The organism is Roseomonas gilardii subsp. gilardii, from assembly GCF_023078375.1.
In the GTDB taxonomy this organism is placed as follows: domain Bacteria; phylum Pseudomonadota; class Alphaproteobacteria; order Acetobacterales; family Acetobacteraceae; genus Roseomonas; species Roseomonas gilardii.
Genome location: NZ_CP095554.1, coordinates 3,421,577 through 3,441,559 on the forward strand (window position 1 = coordinate 3,421,577; position 19,983 = coordinate 3,441,559).

Annotated in this window: 19 protein-coding genes and 1 pseudogene; 16 read left to right on the forward strand and 4 right to left on the reverse strand. The window is 72.2% G+C overall.

Annotated elements, in window-relative coordinates:
- The first annotated feature begins 99 nt into the window (after positions 1-99).
- Genes MVG78_RS15770 through MVG78_RS15785 form a run of 4 tightly spaced genes read left to right on the forward strand, consistent with a single transcriptional unit; the run spans position 100 to position 4,887 of the window.
- Positions 100-747: a hypothetical protein gene (locus tag MVG78_RS15770; RefSeq protein ID WP_247553015.1), complete on the forward strand. Its 648-nt coding sequence runs from the start codon at positions 100-102 to the stop codon at positions 745-747.
- Positions 748-794: 47 nt separating this feature from the next.
- Positions 795-3,254, forward strand: coding sequence for a glycosyl hydrolase family 28-related protein (locus tag MVG78_RS15775; protein ID WP_282615014.1), 2,460 nt, complete (start codon positions 795-797; stop codon positions 3,252-3,254).
- Entirely contained in the window at positions 3,254-4,498 is a 1,245-nt protein-coding gene (locus MVG78_RS15780) for a hypothetical protein (RefSeq protein WP_247553016.1), read from the forward strand. The genes MVG78_RS15775 and MVG78_RS15780 overlap by 1 nt, the downstream gene beginning before the upstream one ends.
- A gap of 14 nt (positions 4,499-4,512) precedes the next feature.
- Positions 4,513-4,887 (forward strand): phage tail fiber protein, encoded by a 375-nt coding sequence (locus MVG78_RS15785; RefSeq protein ID WP_247553017.1) that lies wholly within the window; start codon positions 4,513-4,515, stop codon positions 4,885-4,887.
- Between the two features lie 31 nt (positions 4,888-4,918).
- Here MVG78_RS15785 and MVG78_RS15790 read toward each other — a convergent pair whose 3' ends face one another.
- Entirely contained in the window at positions 4,919-5,311 is a 393-nt protein-coding gene (locus tag MVG78_RS15790) for an MAPEG family protein (RefSeq protein WP_247553019.1), read from the reverse strand.
- A 69-nt stretch (positions 5,312-5,380) separates the two neighbouring features.
- Positions 5,381-7,087: a GGDEF domain-containing protein gene (locus MVG78_RS15795; protein WP_247553022.1), complete on the reverse strand. Its 1,707-nt coding sequence runs from the start codon at positions 7,085-7,087 to the stop codon at positions 5,381-5,383.
- Positions 7,088-7,262: 175 nt separating this feature from the next.
- On the opposite strand from MVG78_RS15795, the gene MVG78_RS15800 reads away from it, so the two are divergent.
- The 5 genes and pseudogenes from MVG78_RS15800 to greB all read left to right on the forward strand — a co-directional run bounded on the left by MVG78_RS15800 (position 7,263) and on the right by greB (position 11,067).
- Positions 7,263-8,519 carry a glutamate-5-semialdehyde dehydrogenase gene (locus MVG78_RS15800; RefSeq protein WP_247560467.1) on the forward strand — a complete coding sequence of 419 codons (1,257 nt, stop codon included), beginning with the start codon at positions 7,263-7,265 and terminating at the stop codon, positions 8,517-8,519.
- Between the two features lie 171 nt (positions 8,520-8,690).
- Positions 8,691-9,269, forward strand: a complete 579-nt coding sequence (locus tag MVG78_RS15805; RefSeq protein ID WP_428480821.1) for a nicotinate-nucleotide adenylyltransferase — start codon at positions 8,691-8,693, stop codon at positions 9,267-9,269.
- 279 nt (positions 9,270-9,548) lie between these two features.
- Positions 9,549-10,031 (forward strand): annotated as a pseudogene (gene rsfS, locus MVG78_RS15810) (ribosome silencing factor); the annotation flags it as partial.
- A 37-nt stretch (positions 10,032-10,068) separates the two neighbouring features.
- Positions 10,069-10,518 (forward strand): 23S rRNA (pseudouridine(1915)-N(3))-methyltransferase RlmH, encoded by a 450-nt coding sequence (locus MVG78_RS15815; protein ID WP_247560471.1) that lies wholly within the window; start codon positions 10,069-10,071, stop codon positions 10,516-10,518.
- 15 nt (positions 10,519-10,533) lie between these two features.
- On the forward strand, positions 10,534-11,067 hold the full coding sequence (gene greB, locus MVG78_RS15820; RefSeq protein ID WP_247553024.1) for a transcription elongation factor GreB: 534 nt from the start codon (positions 10,534-10,536) through the stop codon (positions 11,065-11,067).
- An 18-nt stretch (positions 11,068-11,085) separates the two neighbouring features.
- Here the strand turns inward: greB and MVG78_RS15825 are convergent, their stop codons facing one another.
- Positions 11,086-11,520 (reverse strand): hypothetical protein, encoded by a 435-nt coding sequence (locus MVG78_RS15825; protein WP_247553027.1) that lies wholly within the window; start codon positions 11,518-11,520, stop codon positions 11,086-11,088.
- 24 nt (positions 11,521-11,544) lie between these two features.
- The gene (locus MVG78_RS15830) at positions 11,545-13,503 is read right to left on the reverse strand and encodes an AsmA family protein (RefSeq protein WP_247553029.1); all 1,959 of its coding nucleotides are present in this window, start codon (positions 13,501-13,503) and stop codon (positions 11,545-11,547) included.
- 214 nt (positions 13,504-13,717) lie between these two features.
- On the opposite strand from MVG78_RS15830, the gene MVG78_RS15835 reads away from it, so the two are divergent.
- From MVG78_RS15835 to mltG, 7 genes are all read left to right on the forward strand, one after another.
- Positions 13,718-14,632, forward strand: a complete 915-nt coding sequence (locus tag MVG78_RS15835; protein ID WP_247553030.1) for a DUF2272 domain-containing protein — start codon at positions 13,718-13,720, stop codon at positions 14,630-14,632.
- Positions 14,633-14,683: 51 nt separating this feature from the next.
- Positions 14,684-14,878 carry a hypothetical protein gene (locus MVG78_RS15840; protein ID WP_247553032.1) on the forward strand — a complete coding sequence of 65 codons (195 nt, stop codon included), beginning with the start codon at positions 14,684-14,686 and terminating at the stop codon, positions 14,876-14,878.
- 139 nt (positions 14,879-15,017) lie between these two features.
- On the forward strand, positions 15,018-15,977 hold the full coding sequence (fabD, locus tag MVG78_RS15845) for an ACP S-malonyltransferase (protein ID WP_247553034.1): 960 nt from the start codon (positions 15,018-15,020) through the stop codon (positions 15,975-15,977).
- Positions 15,978-16,148: 171 nt separating this feature from the next.
- Positions 16,149-16,886 carry a 3-oxoacyl-[acyl-carrier-protein] reductase gene (gene fabG, locus MVG78_RS15850; protein WP_247553036.1) on the forward strand — a complete coding sequence of 246 codons (738 nt, stop codon included), beginning with the start codon at positions 16,149-16,151 and terminating at the stop codon, positions 16,884-16,886.
- A gap of 294 nt (positions 16,887-17,180) precedes the next feature.
- Positions 17,181-17,420, forward strand: a complete 240-nt coding sequence (locus tag MVG78_RS15855) for an acyl carrier protein (RefSeq protein ID WP_019463379.1) — start codon at positions 17,181-17,183, stop codon at positions 17,418-17,420.
- 73 nt (positions 17,421-17,493) lie between these two features.
- The gene (gene fabF, locus MVG78_RS15860; protein ID WP_247560473.1) at positions 17,494-18,732 is read left to right on the forward strand and encodes a beta-ketoacyl-ACP synthase II; all 1,239 of its coding nucleotides are present in this window, start codon (positions 17,494-17,496) and stop codon (positions 18,730-18,732) included.
- Between the two features lie 228 nt (positions 18,733-18,960).
- Positions 18,961-19,965: an endolytic transglycosylase MltG gene (gene mltG, locus MVG78_RS15865; RefSeq protein ID WP_247553037.1), complete on the forward strand. Its 1,005-nt coding sequence runs from the start codon at positions 18,961-18,963 to the stop codon at positions 19,963-19,965.
- Positions 19,966-19,983: the final 18 nt, after the last annotated feature.

The window sequence follows — 19,983 nt, forward strand, 5'->3', positions numbered from 1 at the left end:
TTCCCGGGCCTTTCCCTGGGCCTCCGGCAGGCCCGCCCCGTCCCGGACGGGCACGGGGCCGTGCCGTGGCACGCCCGCCCCGCCGCAAGAGGAGATCGCATGGCCTTCGCCAGTTCCAGCCTGCTCACGCTCGCCAGCACGGGCAGCATGACGCTCTGGTACTACAGGACCGCCGACACGCGGAACATGGTGCTGTCCGCCGGCTATTTCGCCGCGGCCAGCGCGCTGCGGAGCGGCGACGTGATCCTGCTCCAGGGCGCCGACGGGCTTTCGCTGCTGCCGGTCCGGAGCGGCAACGCGGTGGGCGCCGGGCTGGTGCTGGATACGGGCATCGCGCCGCTGGCCCTGTCGCTGGCGGCGTCGATGCGCTTCGGCCTCGGCGTCACGGCGGCCCCCGTGCTGCGCGCGATCCGGATCGACGGCCTCGCCTCGCTCATCCCCTGGGGCCCGGCGATGAGCCTGGGCGCGAGCGTGGAGGGGCCGGTCGCCGGCCTGGTCTTCCGGGTGGTCGATGCCGGCGGCGGCACGGTCTCCGGCCCCGTCAGGGTGGCGGTGAATGCCGGCCGGGCGGTGGCGAGCCTGGACAGTCCGCCGATCGGCACGGGCTACCGCCTCCGCGCCGAGGATGCGGCGGATGCCGCGCTGTTCCTGCTGTCCCCGGCCTTTTCCGTGAGCCTGGGCCCCGGCCTACTCGCCGAGGCCGGCGGCACGCTCCTGACCGAAAGCGGCACCCGCCTGCTGCTCTGACCCCCGCCCCTCCCCGCGACATCCCCTCCCCCCGCACAGGAGCCCCCATGCCCGACGCGAAGATCAGCCAGCTCCCCGCCGCCACCCTCTTCTCCGACAGCGACTTCAGCCCGGTGGTCCAGGGCGCGACGCCGGAAACGCGGCGTGCCACGGTGGCGCAGTGGCGCAGCGCCATGCAGGCGGACCGGCCGCTGCATGTCCGCGACTACGGCGCCAAGGGCGATGGCGCGACCGACGATGCCGCCGCGATCCAGGCGGCGATCGATGCCGCCGCCGCCCAGGGCGGAGGCACGGTGCTGCTGGGGCCCCGGCGCTATCTCCTCGCGGGCGCCGGGCTGGACATCAAGCCGAACGTGGTGCTCTCGGGGGCGCTCTCCACGGGCGCGCAGCGCGCGGCGGGCGATTATGGCAGCGTCCCCTACGCCTTCCTGCTCGATCCTGCGCAGACCATCCGGCTGCGCCGCAATGCCGGGCTGAAGGGCGTGGCGATCCTGCGCACCGGCCTCGCCGCGCCGGCCGACATGCGCGCCGGCATCAACCTCGTGGCGGGCTTCGCCGGCACCGCGGTCACGGTCGGCGACGGCACGAACGGCAACGGTTCCGACGTGCGCCTGTCCAACCTGCTGATCCTGGGCTTCGACCTCGCCGTGCTCAGCGACTACAACGCGCGGCTTCGGATCGACGATATCGCGGGCGACAACCGCAACGGGCTGCGGCTGCGGCACTCCTACGACATCACCCGCGTGCACAACGTGCATTTCTGGCCCTTCCTCACGGGCAATATCGACGGCGTGGCACTGAACAGCCGCGATGTGTCGGCCATCGCCAACAACGGCTCGGGCACGATCCGCGTCTCCACCGGCACGGCGCACGGGCTGGCGACGGGCGATGTGGTGAACCTGACCGGATGCCTGGGCCTGGCCGCGGCGAACGGACGATTCACGGTGACGGTCGCCTCGGCCACCAGCTTCGACCTCAACGGCTCGGCCTATGCCGGGGGCTATACCGGCGGCGGCAAGGTCTGGATCTGGAACAACCGGCGCACGGGCACGGCCTTCCATCTCGAATATGCCGATGTGGCGGAGTTCACCAACTGCTTCGCCTATGGCTACGACACGGGTTTCAACCTGGGCCACAACGTGCAGGCGACGCAGTGCATCGACTGCTCGGTGGACAACCACCTGGACGTGGCTGATCCGCTGACCGTGGGGTTGCGCATCACGGGCGGCGGCGTCACCGCCTCCGATGGCAGCAGCACGATCGGCGCCTTCCGCACCAAGTGGATCGGCGGCTTCCTGTCCTCCCAGGGGCGGACGGTGCTGCTGGACCCGGTCTCCTCCACCGAGCAGCACCACATCGTCGGCACGGTGGTGAATGGCGGCACGCTGCGCACCATCGACCTGCAGCGCGGCGCGCTGACGCTGGAGGCCTGCGACCTCACCACCGGCGGCAACCTGTACGGCACGGGCAACCCGAACGTCGTGTATCTCGGCAGCGAGGCGCAGAACCTGACTCTGCTGGGCTGCGACCTGCGGAGCGCGACCTTCCAGGCCGCCAGCGACGCGGCCATGCAGCGCCTGAGCATGAGCGGCAACCGCGACTCCTCCGGCGTGGCGAAGCTCGCGGGCGGCAGCCTGGAGCTGCACACCGTGCCGAGCGCGAGCGCGGGGCCGACCCGGCGGCTGGACATCGCGGCCGATGGCACGATGACGGTGCGGCGCCGCTCCAGCAGCCTTGGGGCGCGCATCAACCTCGCCAACCCCTCGGACCAGGCGGCCTATTTCATCTCCGCCGGGCAGGCGGGCGGCAATCTCGGCCTGGGCGGCGATCCGGGCGTGAACCCGAATGGCGGGATCGACCTGGGCACCACCGGCAACGCCACCGCGCCGATGGTGGTGCAGATCCGGCGGATCTCCGCCAGCCCGGCGGCCAGCGACCGCCTGGGCTATCTCCACTTCAACGGCATGAACAGCGGCGCGGTGGAGACCACCTATGCCCGGCTGACCGGCATCTCCGACAGCATCGCCGCCGGCGCGGAATCCGGCACGCTGGTGCTGGAGTTGCGCCAGGGCACGTCCATGGTCGAGCGGCTGCGCCTCTCGGCCGATGGCACGCTGCTGCTGACCGCGGCGCCGACCGCGGCGATGCACGCGGCCACCAAGAGCTATGTGGACGGGCAGTTCACCGAAAGGCGGCTGCCGCAGGTGGTGCTTTCCGCCGCCACGGCGCTGGGCTTCGCCGCGCACAACAACCGGCTGCTGCTGGCCAATGCGGGGGCCAGCCTGAGCATCGACTACAACGCGGTCGGGCTCGGCTTCTCCTGCATGGTGGTCAATCGCAGCGGTGCCGACCTGGCGCTGGCGCTGGCCAACTTCACCGGCACCGCGCCGGTCAGCGCGGAGGGCTACACGAAGATCAAGGCGAATGGGGTGGCGAGCCTGCTGACCTACTCGCCCGATGGCGGCGCCACGCGGTACTGCCATCTCAGCGGGGCGGGCGCGACCTGATGCTGGGAATCGTCGCCGCCGCGCTGGGGGTGGAGGCGGGAGCCGGTGCCTCCTGGCTCACCCTGATCGGACCGCGCGGCCTGCACGGCTCCCTTGCCGTCACGCGCAATTCCACCGCCGGCGGCTACGATGCCGCCGGCAACTACCTGGAACTGGCCGCCAACCAGCCGCGCTTCGACACGGCGGGCGGGCTGATCGTGGAGGAGGCGCGGAGCAACGCGATCCGCAACCCGCGGATCGAGGGCGCCGTGGCGGGTTCGCCCGGGACGGTGCCGGCCTACTGGACCGTCACCGCCATCGCGGGCCTGACCCGGACCCTGTCCGTGGGGACGGAGGCCGGGGCGCCCTATCTGGACTGCAACTTCTCCGGCACCAGCACGGCGGCGGGCTATTGCGTCATCATGCCGGAACAGGTGGGCGCCGTCGCCGCGGCCGCCGGCCAGAACTGGACCTGCGCGGTGAACGTCGCCCTGGTGGCGGGGAGCATCCCGGGCGGCGGCAATCTCCGCCTGAGGGTGCAGGAGCGCGGCGACAGCACCTCGCCCGCCACGGATGTCAGCATCGCCGCGACGGCAGGCACGCAGCGTGTCGCCTGCACGCGGCTCCTCACGGCCGGCGGCACGACCAGCATCGTCCCTTCGGTGCTGGCTTATGTGCCGAGCGGCGTCGGCATGGACTTCACCCTGCGGGTATCCCTGCCGCAGATGGAGCAGGCCGGCTTCGCCACCACGCCGGTCCTGCCGCCCGCGGGCAGCCGGGCGGCGCAGGCCCGTGCGGCGGACCAGGTGCTGCGGCAGCCGGCGGGGGGCTATGGCAGCGCCGGCACCGTGCTGGTCGCCGCCAGCATTCCGCAGGCCTCGCCCGCGGGCGTGCCCCAGGGCCTGTGGCAGATCGATGACGGCACGGACGCGAACCGGCTGATCCTGCGCAACACCGGCACGGCGCTGACCGCCGAGATCGAGCGCGGCGGCGCCAGCGGCGCGGTGATGACGCTGGGCGGCATCGCGCCGGGCACCGCCTTCCGGGCGGGTTTCGCCTGGGCACCCGGAAGCCAGTCGGCCTGCATGGCCGGCGGCTCCGTCCAGACGGCGGCGGCCACCTTGCCCGCCGGGCTGGCGCGGCTGCTGCCCGGGCATGGATCGGGGAGCTGGAACCGGGCGCTGAACGGCTCGGTCCGGCTGCTGCAGTACCTCCCCGCGCGGCTGCCGGACACGCAGTTGCAGGGCCTCGTCAACCAGAGCTGAGAAAGGGCTTCTCCATGAGCGACCTGACGAACTATGCCCGCGACATGCTGGCCCGCACCCTGTGCGGCCGGGCGCCGACCCCGCCGGGCGCGGTCTATGCCGCGCTGGGCAGCGGCGGCAGCGCCACGGGCGGCGTGACAGGGGAGCCTGCGGGCACCGGCTATGCCCGCCAGCGCGTCACCTTCAACGGCACGGGCAGCCAGGCCAATGCGGAGGCGCTGCGCTTCACCTTCACCGCCGCCGCCGGCACGCTGAGCCATCTCGGCCTGTTCGATGCTGCCTCGGGGGGCAATCCCCTCACCTTCATGGCGCTGTCGCAGCCGGTGGTGATGTCGGGGCCCGGCACGGTCACCATCGCCGCGAGCGGGCTGGTGGTGGCGCCGGACTGACCATTCCCGAACTGCCGTGGGGGCCTCGCCCCTACGGCAGCAGCACCGCCAGCAGGACCAGGGCGAGGCCCAGCATCGAGACCGCCCAGACGATGCTGCGCAGCCAGGGGACGCCGGCGGCGTAGAGCGGCAGGTACACGACCCGCCCCCAGAAGTAGATCTGGGCGCCCCAGGCCGTCATCGCCCCCTCCCGCCCGGCGAGATGGGCGGCGAGGATCACAGCGGCGAAGAAGGGGAAGGTCTCCATCAGGTTGGACTGCGCGCGGTGCAGCCGGGCCGCGACGCCCTCGGGCGGCCGCTTCTCGTCCCTCGCCCCGGCGGACCAGGCCAGGCCGTTCTGCGCCGTGGTCGCCATGGCCGCCAGCAGGAGCTGGACAATGCCCAGTACCACCGTCCAAGCCAGAAGCCTCAGTTCCAGTGTCATGCCCGCATCCCACCTTGCCGGCCCTGCAACGCGCGAAACCCCGGCCGCGTCACCACGGGGGCGACGGTTCTATTTCAACCGGGCAACCTCCAGCCGTGGTGCCTCGGCAGCGCCTTCCGGCCTCAGCGGCCGGGCCACTTGCACCCGGTCGCGCCCCGCCTGCTTGGCTATATAGAGGGCCTCGTCGGCGGCCTTCAGCACCATGGCGATGGTCTGCCCATGGGTCGGCATGTCCGCCACCCCGGCGGAGATGGTGACACGGGGCAGCACCGTATCCGTCTCCTGGTGCAGCGCCCGCACCCGCTCGCGGATCTCCTCCAGCCGCCGGCAGGCGTTCTCCGCGTCGCAATCCGGCATCAGCAGCACGATCTCCTCCCCGCCGTAGCGGCAGGCGACATCGCCCCGGCGGAGGTCGCCCTGGATCAGCACGGCCAGGGCGCGCAGCACCGCGTCACCCGTGGCATGGCCATGGCGGTCGTTGACCTGCTTGAAGTGGTCCACATCGATCATGACCACGGCGACGGGGGTGCCCCGGCGGTCGGCCTGGCCGGCGAAGCGCTCCGACACTTCCTCCAGGAAGCGGCGGTTGTAGAGCCCGGTCAGCGAATCGCGCAGGGCCTGGTTCCGCAGCTTCTCGCGCAGGGACAGGTTGGCCAGGGCCATGGAAACGCCGTCCGCCAGCGCCACCGCCAGGTCGCGCTGCGGCTCGGGCGCATCGGGCAGGCCGGACACGGCGGCGCCGAACTGCATGACGCCATAGACCTCGCCCCGCGCCGTCATCGGGATTTCCAGCCCGGGAAGGCCCGGCGCGACGTGTTCGCAGGGGATGTCGGCGCCGGGGCCATGGCGGTGCGGGCGCCCGCGCTTGAGCGCCCAGCAGTTCTCCGGCGAGAAATGGTCGGCACTGGCCAATTTCGTCCCCTCGGGCCAGACCGCCGCGCAGTCCAGCCGGTCGCGGCTGTTGTTGAAGACATAGAGCGCCCCGGGCACACCCGGCAGCACCTCCTGCGCCGTGTGCAGCACGACGCACCGGATGTCCTGCTCGGTCTGGCAGGCCTGGAGCATGTCGCTCATGCGCAGCAGGCTGCGGATCTCCGCGCCGCGGGAATCCATCTCCCGCCGGATGGCCTGCTCCGCCCGGCCGTGGCGCGCGATCTGCCACCAGGCGATGGCCAGGGCCCCCAGGCAGAGCCCCGCCCCCATCATCACCAGGACCAGGATCCGCGCCTGGACCTGCTGCATGTCCCGGGCGACCTGCTCGACCTGCCCGGCCCGCAGGCGGACGAAGCGCTCCAGGGCGAGGCGGACCACGTCGCCCTGGGCCTGCAGGATGCCGCTGCGCCCTTCCTCGATCACCGTGTCGCGCTCCCCGGCCTGCAACCGGTCGAGGATGTCCTTCCGGGTGGCGACGATCCGCGTGATCGGGCCCAGGATCGGCGGGCTGCCGGTTTCCGCCTGGCTGGAATCCACCAGGCTGGCGATGCGGCGGAACTCCCCGCTTTCCAGTTGCTCCGCCGCCCGGCTGAAGCGGAGCTGGTCCTGCACCAGGCCGAAGAGCGCATAGGCACGCAGGGCGGATTCGCTGTCCAGCAGGGCGATGGTCAGTTGCCGGACCTGGGCGCCTTCCGTCCGCAGCCTTTCCATCTCCCGTTCCAGGGAAAGGCTCTGCCGGTTGCCCAGCGAGGCCGCCACGGCGCCGGCCAGTACCGCGATGGCCGCGGAAAGCAGCAGCCAGCCGGCGAAACGGGTCGGGGAGGCGCGGAGCTTGGTCACCATGATGCGAGAGTAAACCAATTTTACATCAACTTTAAGTTGGTATTCATAAATTCGTTTCCACTTCGGTTCAAAATAGCCCCGGCCGGGCTTTCCGGCCCCGTTTGACACGACTCTGTCATGCGCCAGCTTTCGCGCCGCCGCCGGACGCGCTAACCCCGCAGCCATCATGAACGCCATGCCCGACAGCGCCTCCGTCCAGCTCGCCGATGCCGCCCGTGAGGCCCGTGCCGCCGCGCGGGTGCTGGCGCGCCTGCCAGGGCCGGCACGGAACGCAGCGCTGCGTTCCGCGGCACAGGCGCTGCGGCACAGGCAGGCTGCCATCCTGGAAGCCAATGCCGCCGACCTGGAAACCGCGCAGGGGCTGAGCGAGGCCTTCCGCGACCGGTTGATCCTCACCTCCGCCCGGGTCGAGGCCATGGCCCAGGGGCTGGAGGAGATCGCGGCGCAGCCCGATCCGGTCGGCCGCGTGATCAGCGAATGGACCCGGCCGAACGGGCTGCTGATCCGCCGCGTGGCGCAGCCGATGGGCGTCATCGGCATGATCTATGAGAGCCGGCCCAATGTCGGCGCCGATGCGGCGGGGATCTGCCTGAAGGCGGGTTCGGCCGTGATCCTGCGCGGCGGCAGCGAGAGCCTGCGCTCCGCCCGCGCGATCCACGCCGCCATCGCGGAGGGGCTGCGCACGGCCGGGCTGCCGGAAGCGGCGGTGCAGATCGCGCCTTCCGCCGACCGGGCCTTCGTGGGCGCCATGCTGCGCGCCTCGGGCCAGATCGACCTGATCATCCCGCGCGGCGGCAAGGGGCTGGTGACCCGGGTGATGGAGGAGGCGCGGGTGCCCGTCCTCGCCCATGCCGAAGGTCTCTGCCACACCTATGTCCACGAGGCCGCCGACCCGGCGATGGCGCGCGGCATCCTGGCCAATGCCAAGATGCGCCGCACCGGCATCTGCGGCGCCACCGAGACCCTGCTGATCGACGCCGCCGTGGCGCCCTCCCTGCTGCCGCTGCTGGTCGGCGACCTGCGGGCGCTGGGCTGCGACTTCCGCGCCGACGAGCGGGCGCGGGCCATCCTGCCGGAGCTGAAGCCCGCCACAGAGGCGGATTTCGCCACGGAATGGCTGGATGCGGTGCTGTCGGTGAAGGTGGTGGACGGGGTGGAGGACGCGATCTCCCATATCGCCCGCTATGGCAGCGAGCATACCGAGGCCATCGTGACACAGGACGAGGCCGCGGCGCACCGGTTCCTGGACGGGATCGGCTCGGCGGTGGGGATGTGGAACGCCTCCACCCAGTTCTGCGACGGCGGCGAATTCGGCTTCGGCGCCGAGATCGGCATCGCCACCGGCCGGCTGCACGCCCGTGGCCCGATCGGGGCGGAACAGCTCTGCACCTGGCGCTACCAGGTCCTGGGCAACGGCCAGACCCGGGCCTGATCCAGGCTCCGTCCGGCCCACCCGATTTCACGATACGCTCCCGATGCCTCCACCACCCCGGCACGCCTATGCGCCCATGCCGCCCTCCCCAGCCGCCGGGGAGCGACGGCCCTGAGACGGCAACTGGCGGAGCCGGGGGCCTGGGGCGACAGCCGGCGCCGGCGCATCGGGCTGCTCGGCGGCTCCTTCAACCCGGCGCATCAGGGGCACGAGCATGTCGCCCGGATCGCGCTGCGGGCGCTGCGGCTGGATGCGGTCTGGCTGCTGGTCTCGCCGGGCAACCCGCTGAAGCCGCCGCGCGGCATGGCGCCCTTCCAGCAGCGCCTCGCTTCGGCGCGGGCCATCGCCGATGGCGCCCAGGTGATCGCCACGGGGATCGAGGCGAAGCTGGGCTACCGGCGCACCGAGCGCACCCTGGGCAAGCTGCGGCGGCGCTTCCCCCGCGCCCGCTTCGTCTTCGTGATCGGGGCGGACAATCTGTGGCAGTTGCCGCGCTGGGGCGGGTGGCAGAGGCTCGCCCGGCACACGCCGCTGGCGGTGCTGCCGCGTCCGGGCTGGACACGCAAGGCTTTGCACGGCAAGGCAGCCTCCGTGCTACGCCACTGGCGGCGCCCGCCGGGACAGCTCCTGGCCGGACCGCCGGGACGGCATGCCGGCTGGACGCTGGTCCCAGCGCGGGAGAATGCCCTGAGCTCCACGGATCTGCGGAGCAACGGCCATCACCCGGGCTGGCCCGCCGGCGGCGACTGAAGGATGCGGGATGGATGCTGGTGCCGGGACGGGACCAGCATGGCGTTTCCGCTGGATGACCCCGATGACGGAGAGGAGGCGGCCATAGCCCGCACCCCCAGGAACGAAAACGAGACCGGGGCCGCCAAGGCACCCGCGACGCGCCGCAAGGCCCCGGCGACGGAGAAGGCCGCCGTGACCAAGGCCGCCTCCGCCGGAGCCGCTCCGGCGAAGAAGGCGCCGGCGAAAGCGGCGGCGACGAAGGCCGTTGGGACAAAGGCCACCGCGGCAAAGGCCACGGTGACCAAGACCAAGGCGACCGGAACCACCGCGGCGAAGGCAGCGGCGCCGAAGACGGCTGCCGCGACCTCCCGCAAGGCACAGGTCGCGGCCGGCCCGGCCCCCGTGGCACGCGCCAGGGCACCGCGCAAGAAGGTCGCGCCGCCGGTGCTGGAACGGCTGGTGACGGCCGCCGTGACCTCGCTGGAGGATGACAAGGCGGAGAATGTGGTGGTGCTGGACATCGCCACCCGCTCCTCCTTCGCCGACCGGATGATCGTGGCGACCGGCCTGGCCGACCGCCAGATCCAGGCCATGGCCACGCATGTCGAGGAAGCGCTGGAGAAGGAGGGGGTGAAGCGCATCCGCTCCGAGACCTCGCCCGACTGGGTGCTGCTCGATGCGGGGGATCTGGTGATCCACCTGTTCAAGCCGGAGGCGCGCGAAACCTACGCCATCGAGCGCATGTGGGGACCGCACAGCCCCGACCACGAGGAGGCCTCCCCCGCCGGGGAGGGGGTAAACGGCCCGCCCGCCGCTGCTGCTGGCGGTCGGCAGGGCGAAGCCGGGTCCGGAAGCGGCGCTCTTCGCGCAGCACAATGCCCGGCTGCGGCCCTCCCTGGTGCTGAAGGAATTCGCCGAGGGCAGCGGCAGCCCGGCGGAGATGCGGCGGCGGGAGGGCGAGGCCCTGCTCGCCGCCCTGCCCGACGGCGCCCTGGCCGTGGCGCTGGACCTGGGCGGAGACATGCCGGACAGCGAGACGCTGGCCCGGCTGACCGCGCGCTGGGAGGAGGCCGCCCGGCCGCTGGCTTTCCTGATCGGCGGGGCGGAGGGGCTGGACCCCGCCGTACTGGCGCGGGCGGACCACCGGATCTCGCTGGGGCGGCTGACCTGGCCGCACATGCTGGTGCGCGGCCTGCTGGCCGAGGCGCTGTTCCGGGCCCAGTGCATCCGCACGGGCCATCCCTATCACCGCGCCTGGCGGCCCTGATCAGACGAGGAACGCATGTCCGCCACCGACGAGGATGACGAGGACGAGGCCCCGCCCGGCATGCCGCCGGGCACGCCCTTCTACATGACGCCCACCGGCCATGCGGCGTTGCGCGAGGAGCTGCGGCGGCTCTGGGACGAGGAGCGGCCGAAGGTGGTCGAGGTGGTCTCCTGGGCCGCCTCGCTGGGCGACCGCAGCGAGAACGCGGACTACCAGTACGGCAAGCGGCGCCTGCGCGAGATCGACCGGCGCGTCCGCTTCCTGCGCAAGCGGCTGGAGAAGGCCCAGGTGGTCGATCCGGCGGCGCAGGCGCGGCGCGACCAGGTCTTCTTCGGCGCCACCGTCACCTATGCGCGCGAGGACGACACGGAGGTCACCGTGACCATCGTGGGGGTGGACGAGACCGATCTCTCCCAGGGGCGGATCAGCTGGGTCTCGCCCGTGGCGCGCGCCCTGCTCGGCAGGCGGGTCGGCGACCTGCCGCGCCTGCGCACGCCCCAGGGCAGCGAGGAGATCGAGGTGGTGGCGATCCGCTATCCCGACCGCTGATCGCGTCCCGGCCCGGCCTCAGCCCGGCAGGCAGCGCAGGGTGTCGGCGTGGCCGCGTGCCAGGACCGGCTTCGTGCCCTCGGGGCAGGCCAGTTGCTGCCGCCGCGCCGGGGGCAGGCCCTGGAACCATTCATACACCGAGCCGCCATCGCCGCCGCCTTGGCCGCCCTGGCCCGGGCCGGTCGCCAGGCGGCTGCCGCGCCCGTCGCAACGCCCCGGATGGCCGGGCATGGGGCGGCCGCCATGCGGACAGAGCCAGCGTTGCAGGGCCTGCATCTCGGACGGCGAGAGCCGCAGGGTCCGGGCCGTGCGGTCGCGCGGCGCCGCCTCCGCCATGCCCAGGCCCGGGAGGGGCGAGAGCAGGGCGAGGAGGAGCAGGCTGGCGGAGCCAGTCCGGCGGAGCGGGAGAAGGGCGGGAGGGGGCACGGCGCGGCCGGTGATACCATCCGGCACCGCCGGGCGGAAACCGCCCTCCCCTCAGCCGCCCTTCCTGCCCCGCGCGATGAGGCCCTGGCAACGGTTGTCGTCGCCGACGCCGAACTGGATCGTCGGCAGGATCGCCAGCGGCGCGGCGAGGAAGCCAAGCCCGACGGCGGCACCGGCACGGATGCCGCCCTCGGCCGGGTCGATCCCCACGGAAGGGTCGCGGAAGGTGCCGCCGATCAGGATCGGCGCCGGCAACTGCCCGATGGTGAAATGCTTGGAATCGCTGCGGAGGCGGTAGTCCAGCCTTTCCCGCCCCAGATCCACCGTGCCCTTGCCGGCGATCAGCACATCCTCCGTGTCCAGCAGCAGGGCGCGGGTGTCGAGCACGCCGCGGCGCAGGGTGAAGTCGCCGACGAAGCATTCCACCTGCGTCCGGTCCGGCAGCTTGAGCAGGGACAGGACCGCATTGCCCAGCCGCAGGCCGGACAGGTCCACCAGCAGGGCGCTGAGATTGCCGCCCCCCGCCATGCTCAGGGTCAGGGAGCCGTTGCCGCTGCCCAGGATCTCGGCGAGCGACTTGCCGGTGCCGTCGATGACCGCGCGGCCGCCGATCAGGCCGGAGCCCTGGAAGCCGGTGGGCTGCATCAGCCGCGACAGGTCCACGCGCTGGAACTGGATGTCCGCCCGCGCGCCCAGGGCGCCGTTCGCCTGCGGCGTCAGGGCGATCACGCCGGCGATGCGGCCCTTGCCGACATCGAAGCTGACCGGGTTGAGCCGCACGGCGCCATTGTCGATCGTCATGTCCACGGCCATGCCATCGAAGGGGATCTGGCGGCCCCGGATACTGTCGGCGCGGTAGTTCAGCTTCACATCCGCCATGTTCAGCTTGGGCAGGCTGACCGGCGTGTCCGGCAGGACGCGGCTGCTGCGCTCGTCGCGGGCCAGTTCCCGGCGCTGCTGCGCGGTCTGGCCGGGGGTGGAGGCGCGGCCCGGGGTCTCGCCGATGAAGCCGCCGAGGTCGGCGAGGTCCACCTGCTTCGAATGCAGATCCGCTTCGACCTGCGGCTTGGCGCCTCCGGTGGTGACGGCAATGGTGCCGGACAGGTCGCTGCTGCCGACGCGGCCGTCGAAGTCGCGGAAGCGCACCCGGCCCTGGGCATAGTCGAGGTTGCCCGACACCCGGTAGTTCGGCGTGCGGGCGAAGGGGATGCCCGTCAGCGGCTGCAGCAGCGCCATGTCCGGCCCCTGCAGCACCAGGTTCACATCGGCGCCCTGCATGGCCAGGGGGTTCTGCACCGTGCCCTTCAGCGACACATTGGTCGGCCCGTTGACGAGCTTCATCTCGATCGGCCAGGGGCGGCTCTGGTCCTGCAGATAGGCGGGGCCGCCGGCCAGGGCCTCGCCGGTGATGCGCTGGCCCGCATAGGTGCCGTCCGCCGTCACGGCGATGCGCGGGTCCGGCGTCTCCTCGTCCCGCGTGGCGATGCCGAGCTGGAAATCCGCCTTCAGCGCCGGGTTCACCACATGCGCCCGGCCATCGACGATCCGCAGCACGCCGATGCGCGGGGCGCTGGCGGCCTTGTCCTGCTTCGGTGCGTCCTCGCCGGCCGGCTTGCCGACATCGAAGGCGTAGTTGGTGCGGCCATCCGCATGGGCCAGCGCGGCGACCTGCGGGTGCTCCACCGTCACCGAGGGAATGGCGATGGCGCGGTGGTGCCAGTATTCCATGACATCGACCTGCACGGTGGTGCGCGGCACCTGGGCGAAGGGCTCCTCCGCCTCGAACCCGTCCGGATTGGCGACGCGCAGGTCATCCACCACGATCTCGGTGATCCGGCCGGGACGCACATGCAGGTGCGCGATCGTCACCTTTCGGCCCAGCGCGGCCGAAGCCTGGCGTTCGGCCAGGGGGATGAACCAGTCCCAGGACCAGAAGGCGACGATCAGGGCCAGCAGGACGAGCGGGACGCCGATCCAGAAGGGCCACCGGGGGAAACGCCGCTGCGCCATGGAACCTCGCGGGGATGCTGCGGGCCGGCCGTGCCGGCGCGGTGTCAGGAGCGGTTTGATCGGTAAAGCGCCGGCTTCCTCCCCAGGGTTCGTCGCATGGCGCCACTTTCTCGTGAGGCGTCGGTTCCGGGGTTGAAACGGCTCAACGCAATGTGAGGCGGTGCCGGCATCCGGGGTGGAGGCGGCAGCCGGGAGGGCGGGCTATGGCGGATGGGTGCGCAAGCTCCTGATCCTGGCGATTCTCCTCCTTCCCACGGCCTGCGCCACCCCTCCCCCCACCGCCGCCCCGCCCGAAAGGCTGATCCCCGAGGTCCGCGACCCCGGCCGCGCGCCGCTGGTCCATGCCGCGGTCCGCGAATGGGAGGCCTGGGGGAAGCTGGTGCTCACGGGGTGGGAGCCGGTGCTGGACGGCCATGCGATCCCCTCCCCCGCCAACTTCCCCCGCGTCCTCGCCTATTGGGAGGCGGTGCCGGGCAACCGTGGCGTGGCGCGGCAGCACCAGCGGCTGCATGACGCGCTGATGCTGGCCATGGCCCAGGACGGGCAGGAGCCGGTGGAGCCCGCCATCTCGCTCTGGGCCTATCCCTTCTGGTCCGCCGCCTTCATCAGCTACGTGATGGAACAGGCCGGGATCGGCGAGGCGGACTTCACCCCCTCCGCCCGGCATGCCGCCTATATCGATGGGCTGCTGGCGCGCGCCTCCTGGGACCCGGAGGGCGCGGCCTTCCGGCCCCGCGCGCCGGAGGAATACGCGCCGCAGCCGGGCGACCTGCTCTGCGCCGACCGCTCCACCGGCAACCAGTTGCTGAGCTGGGCCGAGCGGATGGCGGAAACGGGGGCCTTCCGGCCGATGCATTGCGACGTGGTGGTGTCGGGCCAGCCAGGGCTGGTGCAGGCGATCGGCGGCAATGTGCGCGACGCGGTGGTGCTGCGCCGCCTGCCGGCGGATGAGAAGGGCCGGGTGAAACCGGCGCCGTACGGGGAGGCTGGATTCTTCGTGGTGTTCGAGAACCGGTTGGGACAGCGCGGCATGGCGCGGCATGAGGGCAGGCCGGCGCCGGCCTCTCCGGATGGGCTGGCGACCCTCTCCGCCGCGGCGCCTTCCGACGGCCTCATGGAGGATCGCTGAGGCGGGGAGGCCGAGAGCGTACGCCAGCGCGGGGAACTCCTGGCCGCGAAGGTGGCCTATCTCGTACTCGGCACGCATTCGCGGCAGATCGAGGGGGAGATCTTCGGGATGAAGCTGGCCGCCGGCGGCTGGATGCTGGAGATGGAGCGGCCCGCGATCCTCCACCTCCATGAGCGGGGGCCCCATGTGACCGTGGATGGCGTCCAGGGCTGGCGGAATCTCTCCCTTTGCCCCATGCCCGCCTGACCGCGCGGCGGCGGCTCCTGTTCCCCGCGACCCGGCGCCGGACGGCCGCCGTTGAGCCGCACGCTGTTGACAGGGAGGGGACGAGGCCGCTACCCGCCTCCCCTTCCTGATGATCCCTCACACCACAGGTGCGTGAACCATGGCCCTCGCCTTCGTGTTTCCGGGACAGGGCAGCCAGGCTGTCGGCATGGGCCGGGAGCTGGCCGCCGCCTTCGCGCCGGCGCGCGAGGTCTTCGAGGCGGTGGACGAGACGCTGAAGCAGAACCTCTCGCGCCTGATGTTCGAGGGGCCGATCGAGGAGCTGACGCTGACCGCCAATGCCCAGCCGGCGCTGATGGCCGTCTCGCTGGCGGCCCTGCGGGTGCTGGAGAGCGAGGGCGGCTTCGCGCTGCGTGACAAGGCGGCGCTGGTGGCCGGGCATTCGCTCGGCGAGTACAGCGCCCTGGCCGCCGCCGGCAGCTTCGACGTGCCGACCGCCGCGCGGCTGCTGCGCCTGCGTGGCGAGGCCATGCAGAAGGCGGTGCCGGCGGGGATCGGCGCCATGGCGGCCCTGCTGGGCGCCGAGGCGGAGCAGGCCCGCGCGATCTGCGAGCGCGCCGCCGCCGATCCGGAGACGGGCCGGCGCGAGGTGGCCGAGATGGCCAACGACAATGGTGGCGGCCAGGTGGTGATCTCCGGCCACAAGGGCGCCATCGAGCGGGCCATCGAGATCGCGAAGGCCGAAGGGATCAAGCGCGCCATGCTGCTCCCCGTTTCCGCGCCCTTCCACTGCTCCCTGATGGCCCCGGCCGCGGATGCGATGGGTGAGGCGCTGGAGCGCGCCACCGTGAACGCCCCCGCCGTGCCGGTGGTGGCCAATGTGACCGCCGCCAAGGTGACGGCCCCGGCGCAGATCCGCGAGCTGCTGGTGAAGCAGGTCACCGGCTCGGTGCGCTGGCGCGAAAGCGTGGCGGCGATGGTGGCCATGGGCTGCGACCGCTTCGTCGAGATCGGCGCCGGCAAGGTGCTGACCGGGCTGATGAAGCGCAACGCGCCGGACGCCACGGCCATGGCCTGCGGCACGCCGGCGGAGATCGAGGCGGTGCTGAAGGCCCTCTGAGGGCCGGCCCCAGCCCGTTCGCGGGCCATGGGGCCGACACGGAATTGTTTCGGCGCCACCATGGCACCCTCCCGCTCCCGGAGGGGGATGCCGCCCTGGACGGGCGGCGCGCCAGGGGCACAGGCAGGATCGACCCGCGCGGCGGGTTCCGGACTGAGGAGAGCGGTTACCATGTTCCGACTGGACGGAAAGGCGGCGCTGGTCACGGGCGCCACGGGCGGCATCGGTGCCGCGATCGCGCGGGCGCTGCATGCCCAGGGCGCGGAAGTGGCGCTGACCGGCCGGCGGGAGAGCGAACTCGCCGCCCTGGCCGAGGCGCTGGGCGAACGGGTGACGGTGATCCCGGCCGACCTTTCCGACCCCGAGGCGCCGGCGGCGCTGGTGGAGAAGGTCGAGGCCGAGCTCGGCGGGCTGGACATCCTGGTGAACAACGCCGGGCTGACCCGCGACGGGCTGGCGCTGCGCATGGGCGACAAGGACTGGTCGGATGTCCTGGAGGTGGACCTGACGGCGCCCTTCCGCCTAGCGCGGGCCTCGCTGCGCGGGATGATGAAGCGCCGCGCGGGGCGGATCGTCTCCATCGCCTCCATCGTCGGCGTCACCGGCAATCCGGGCCAGGCGAACTACGCGGCGGCCAAGGCCGGGCTGATCGGCATGAGCAAGTCCCTGGCCCAGGAGGTCGCCACCCGCGGCGTGACCGTGAACGTGGTCGCGCCGGGCTTCGTGAAGACCGCCATGACCGATGCGCTGAACGAGGCACAGAAGGGCGCCATCATGGCCCGCATCCCCATGCAGAAGATGGGCCTGCCCGAGGATATCGCCGCCGCCGTGGCCTATCTGGCCTCCGACGAGGCCGGCTGGGTGACCGGCCAGACCCTGCATGTGAATGGCGGGATGGCGATGATCTGAAGCCGCGCGGGCGGGCACTGTGGCGGGACTCCATCCGGGCCGCCCTCCCCGCCTCGCCGCCCTTTCCCGATTCGGAGTGGCACGGGATGGGGCAAGGCTGCCACGCTGGACCGGGATGATGGCAGGGGAATGGCGTTCGGCGCTTTCTATCCCCTAGGCCACCCGAAACTTACGTGATAAGGCCCCCCGCCTGCGCCGCACCGATTGTCCCCGGTTCATTTCCGGGACAGGTTTCCGGCCGGCACGGAATTCAGGCGGGTGCCATCCCGCCGCCTACAGAGAGAGCAGCCGCGCATGAGCGAAACCGCCGACAAGGTGAAGAAGATCGTTGTCGAGCACCTGGGCGTCGAGGAGTCCAAGGTGAACGAGGGCGCCTCCTTCATCGACGACCTGGGCGCTGACAGCCTCGACACCGTCGAGCTGGTGATGGCCTTTGAGGAGGCTTTCGGCGTCGAGATCCCCGACGACGCGGCCGAGAAGATCACCACCGTCGGTGACGCCATCAAGTACATCGAGGAGCACAAGACCGCCTGAGGCGGTCTGGGTTCTCCGGGGAATCGCAGTGCTCGGTCAGTTGAATGAGCCCCGGCGGGTGGTCGTCACCGGCATGGGGATCGCCAGCCCGCTCGGGCTCGGCGTGGAACATGTCTGGAAGCGCCTGCTCGCGGGCGAGAGCGGCATCGGCCCGATCAGTTCCTTCGACGCGAAGGACCTGCCGGCCCGCATCGCCGGCCAGGTCCCGGCCGGCACGCGCGCCGAGGGCGGCCTGGATCTGAACGAATGGATCCCGGTCAAGGACCAGAAGAAGATGGATCGCTTCATCCATCTGGCGATGGTCGCGGCGGCCGAGGCGGTCGAGGACAGCGGCTGGGCGCCCCAGACCGACGAGGACCGCTGGGGCACCGGCGTGATGATCGGCTCGGGCATCGGCGGGCTGCCCGCCATCTACGAGACCTCGCTGCTGATCAGCCAGGGCAAGGCCAAGCGGATCTCGCCCTTCTTCATCCCCTCCGCGCTGATCAACCTGGCCTCCGGCCATGTCTCGATCCGCTACGGCTTCCAGGGGCCGAACCACAGCGCGGTGACCGCCTGCGCCACGGGCGTGCATGCCCTGGGCGATGCGGCGCGCCTCATCGCGCTGGGTGATGCCGAGGTGATGGTGGCCGGCGGGACGGAAGCGGCGGTGGCCGAGATCGGCGTGGCCGGTTTCTGCGCCGCCCGGGCCCTCTCCACCGGCTTCAACGACCGCCCCACCGAGGCCTCGCGCCCCTGGGACAAGGACCGCGACGGCTTCGTCATGGGCGAGGGCGCGGGCGTCCTGGTCCTGGAGGAGCTGGAGCACGCGAAGAAGCGCGGCGCGAAGATCTATGGCGAGGTGATCGGCTACGGCATGTCCGGCGACGCCCATCACATCACCGCCCCGGCCGAGGGCCATGACGGCGCCTACCGCGCCATGAAGGCCTGCCTGCGCTCGGCGCGGATGACGCCTGGCGACATCCAGTACATCAACGCCCACGGCACCAGCACGCCCATGGGCGACGACCTGGAGCTGGAGGCGGTGGAGCGCATGTGGGGCGGGGCGGCGGAGCGGGTGGCGATGTCCTCCACCAAGTCGGCCATCGGCCATCTGCTCGGCGCGGCGGGCGCGGTGGAGGGGATCTTCTCGCTCCTCGCCATCCGGGACAATGTCGCCCCGCCGACGCTGAACCTGCATGAGCCCTCGAAGCCCAGCGCGATCAACCGCGTGCCGCTGGCGGCGCAAGAGCGGCGGATCGACGTGGCGCTGTCGAACTCCTTCGGTTTCGGTGGCACCAACGCCTCGATCCTGTTCCGCAGGGCCCCCTGAGGCGCTGCGGGACCTGACAGCCCGGCCCCTCTCCGTGAGGGGCCACCGGGCGGCCGGGCCGCATGGCCCGGCCCCTGCCGCGTTACCGGCATGTTTCTTTGCCGGCGCGGCCCTTTTTCTCCCCGCCCTGCTCCACTAGCTTCCGGCCCATCGGCGCCGGACCGGCGCCCATGGGCGGCCGCACGGGAACCGGGCCGCCCTCCCCCCAGAACGAGGTTGGGCCGCCGCTTGCGTCTCCTGCGTATCCTCCTGCTGTCCCTGCTCGTGCTGGCCCTCCTTGGCGGGGGCGCGGGCTGGTGGGCCTGGAACCGCTATCAGGCACCGGGGCCACTGGCCGATGCCCGTGCCATCGTGATCCCGCCGGGCGGCACCCAGGCCATCGCGGATACGCTGCGCGACGCCGGGGCGATCGGTGACGAGCGCGGCTTCGCCCTGGCCGCCTGGGCCACGCGGCAGGAGGGGCCGTTGCGAGCCGGGGAATATCTCTTTCCGGCGCATGGCTCGCTGCGCGAGGTGCTGGGGGTGCTGCGCGAGGCGAAGCCGGTGCAGCGCCGCCTGACCATCCCCGAGGGGCTGAACGCCAGCCAGATCGCCGCCCTGATCAACGCCGCCGAGGGGATGACCGGCGATGTCCCACCGCTGGAGGAAGGGGCGGTGCTGCCGGACACCTATGCCTATCAGTGGGGCGACAGCCGGGCCGGGCTGCTGCGCCGGGCGGAACGGGCCATGCGGCAGGCCCTGGCGGAAGCCTGGGAGAAGCGGGCGCCGGACCTGCCCCTGGCCACGCCGCGCGAGGCCCTGATCCTGGCCAGCATCGTCGAGCGGGAGACCGGCAGGGCGGATGAGCGGGCCAGGGTGGCGGGGGTCTTCATCAACCGGCTGCGCCGCGGCATGCCGCTGCAATCCGACCCGACCGTGGCCTATGCGGCGGCGGATGGCGGGGTTCTGGATCGCGGCCTGACCCGTGCGGACCTGGAGCGGGACCACCCGTTCAACACCTACCGGAACCGGGGGCTGACACCGGCGCCGATCGCTTCGCCCGGCCTCGCCTCGATCCAGGCGGTGCTGCATCCGGAGGATACGGACGCGCTGTACTTCGTCGCGGACGGCACGGGGGGTCATGTCTTCGCCCGCAGCCTGGAGGAACACAACCGCAATGTCGCCCGCTGGCGGGCGCTGACGCGGACGCCGCCCGGTTCCCCCGCCGCCGTCCCGGGCACCGCCGACCCCTGAGCGGCAAGGCCGCCTGTC

Coding starts and splice junctions, on each gene's coding strand:
- MVG78_RS15770 (WP_247553015.1), top strand. CDS start 100: ATGGCCTTCGCCAGTTCCAGCCTGCTCACGCTCGCCAGCACGGGCAGC.
- MVG78_RS15775 (WP_282615014.1), top strand. CDS start 795: ATGCCCGACGCGAAGATCAGCCAGCTCCCCGCCGCCACCCTCTTCTCC.
- MVG78_RS15780 (WP_247553016.1), top strand. CDS start 3,254: ATGCTGGGAATCGTCGCCGCCGCGCTGGGGGTGGAGGCGGGAGCCGGT.
- MVG78_RS15785 (WP_247553017.1), top strand. CDS start 4,513: ATGAGCGACCTGACGAACTATGCCCGCGACATGCTGGCCCGCACCCTG.
- MVG78_RS15790 (WP_247553019.1), bottom strand. CDS start 5,311: ATGACACTGGAACTGAGGCTTCTGGCTTGGACGGTGGTACTGGGCATT.
- MVG78_RS15795 (WP_247553022.1), bottom strand. CDS start 7,087: ATGGTGACCAAGCTCCGCGCCTCCCCGACCCGTTTCGCCGGCTGGCTG.
- MVG78_RS15800 (WP_247560467.1), top strand. CDS start 7,263: ATGCCCGACAGCGCCTCCGTCCAGCTCGCCGATGCCGCCCGTGAGGCC.
- greB (WP_247553024.1), top strand. CDS start 10,534: ATGTCCGCCACCGACGAGGATGACGAGGACGAGGCCCCGCCCGGCATG.
- MVG78_RS15830 (WP_247553029.1), bottom strand. CDS start 13,503: ATGGCGCAGCGGCGTTTCCCCCGGTGGCCCTTCTGGATCGGCGTCCCG.
- fabD (WP_247553034.1), top strand. CDS start 15,018: ATGGCCCTCGCCTTCGTGTTTCCGGGACAGGGCAGCCAGGCTGTCGGC.
- fabG (WP_247553036.1), top strand. CDS start 16,149: ATGTTCCGACTGGACGGAAAGGCGGCGCTGGTCACGGGCGCCACGGGC.
- MVG78_RS15855 (WP_019463379.1), top strand. CDS start 17,181: ATGAGCGAAACCGCCGACAAGGTGAAGAAGATCGTTGTCGAGCACCTG.
- fabF (WP_247560473.1), top strand. CDS start 17,494: ATGGGGATCGCCAGCCCGCTCGGGCTCGGCGTGGAACATGTCTGGAAG.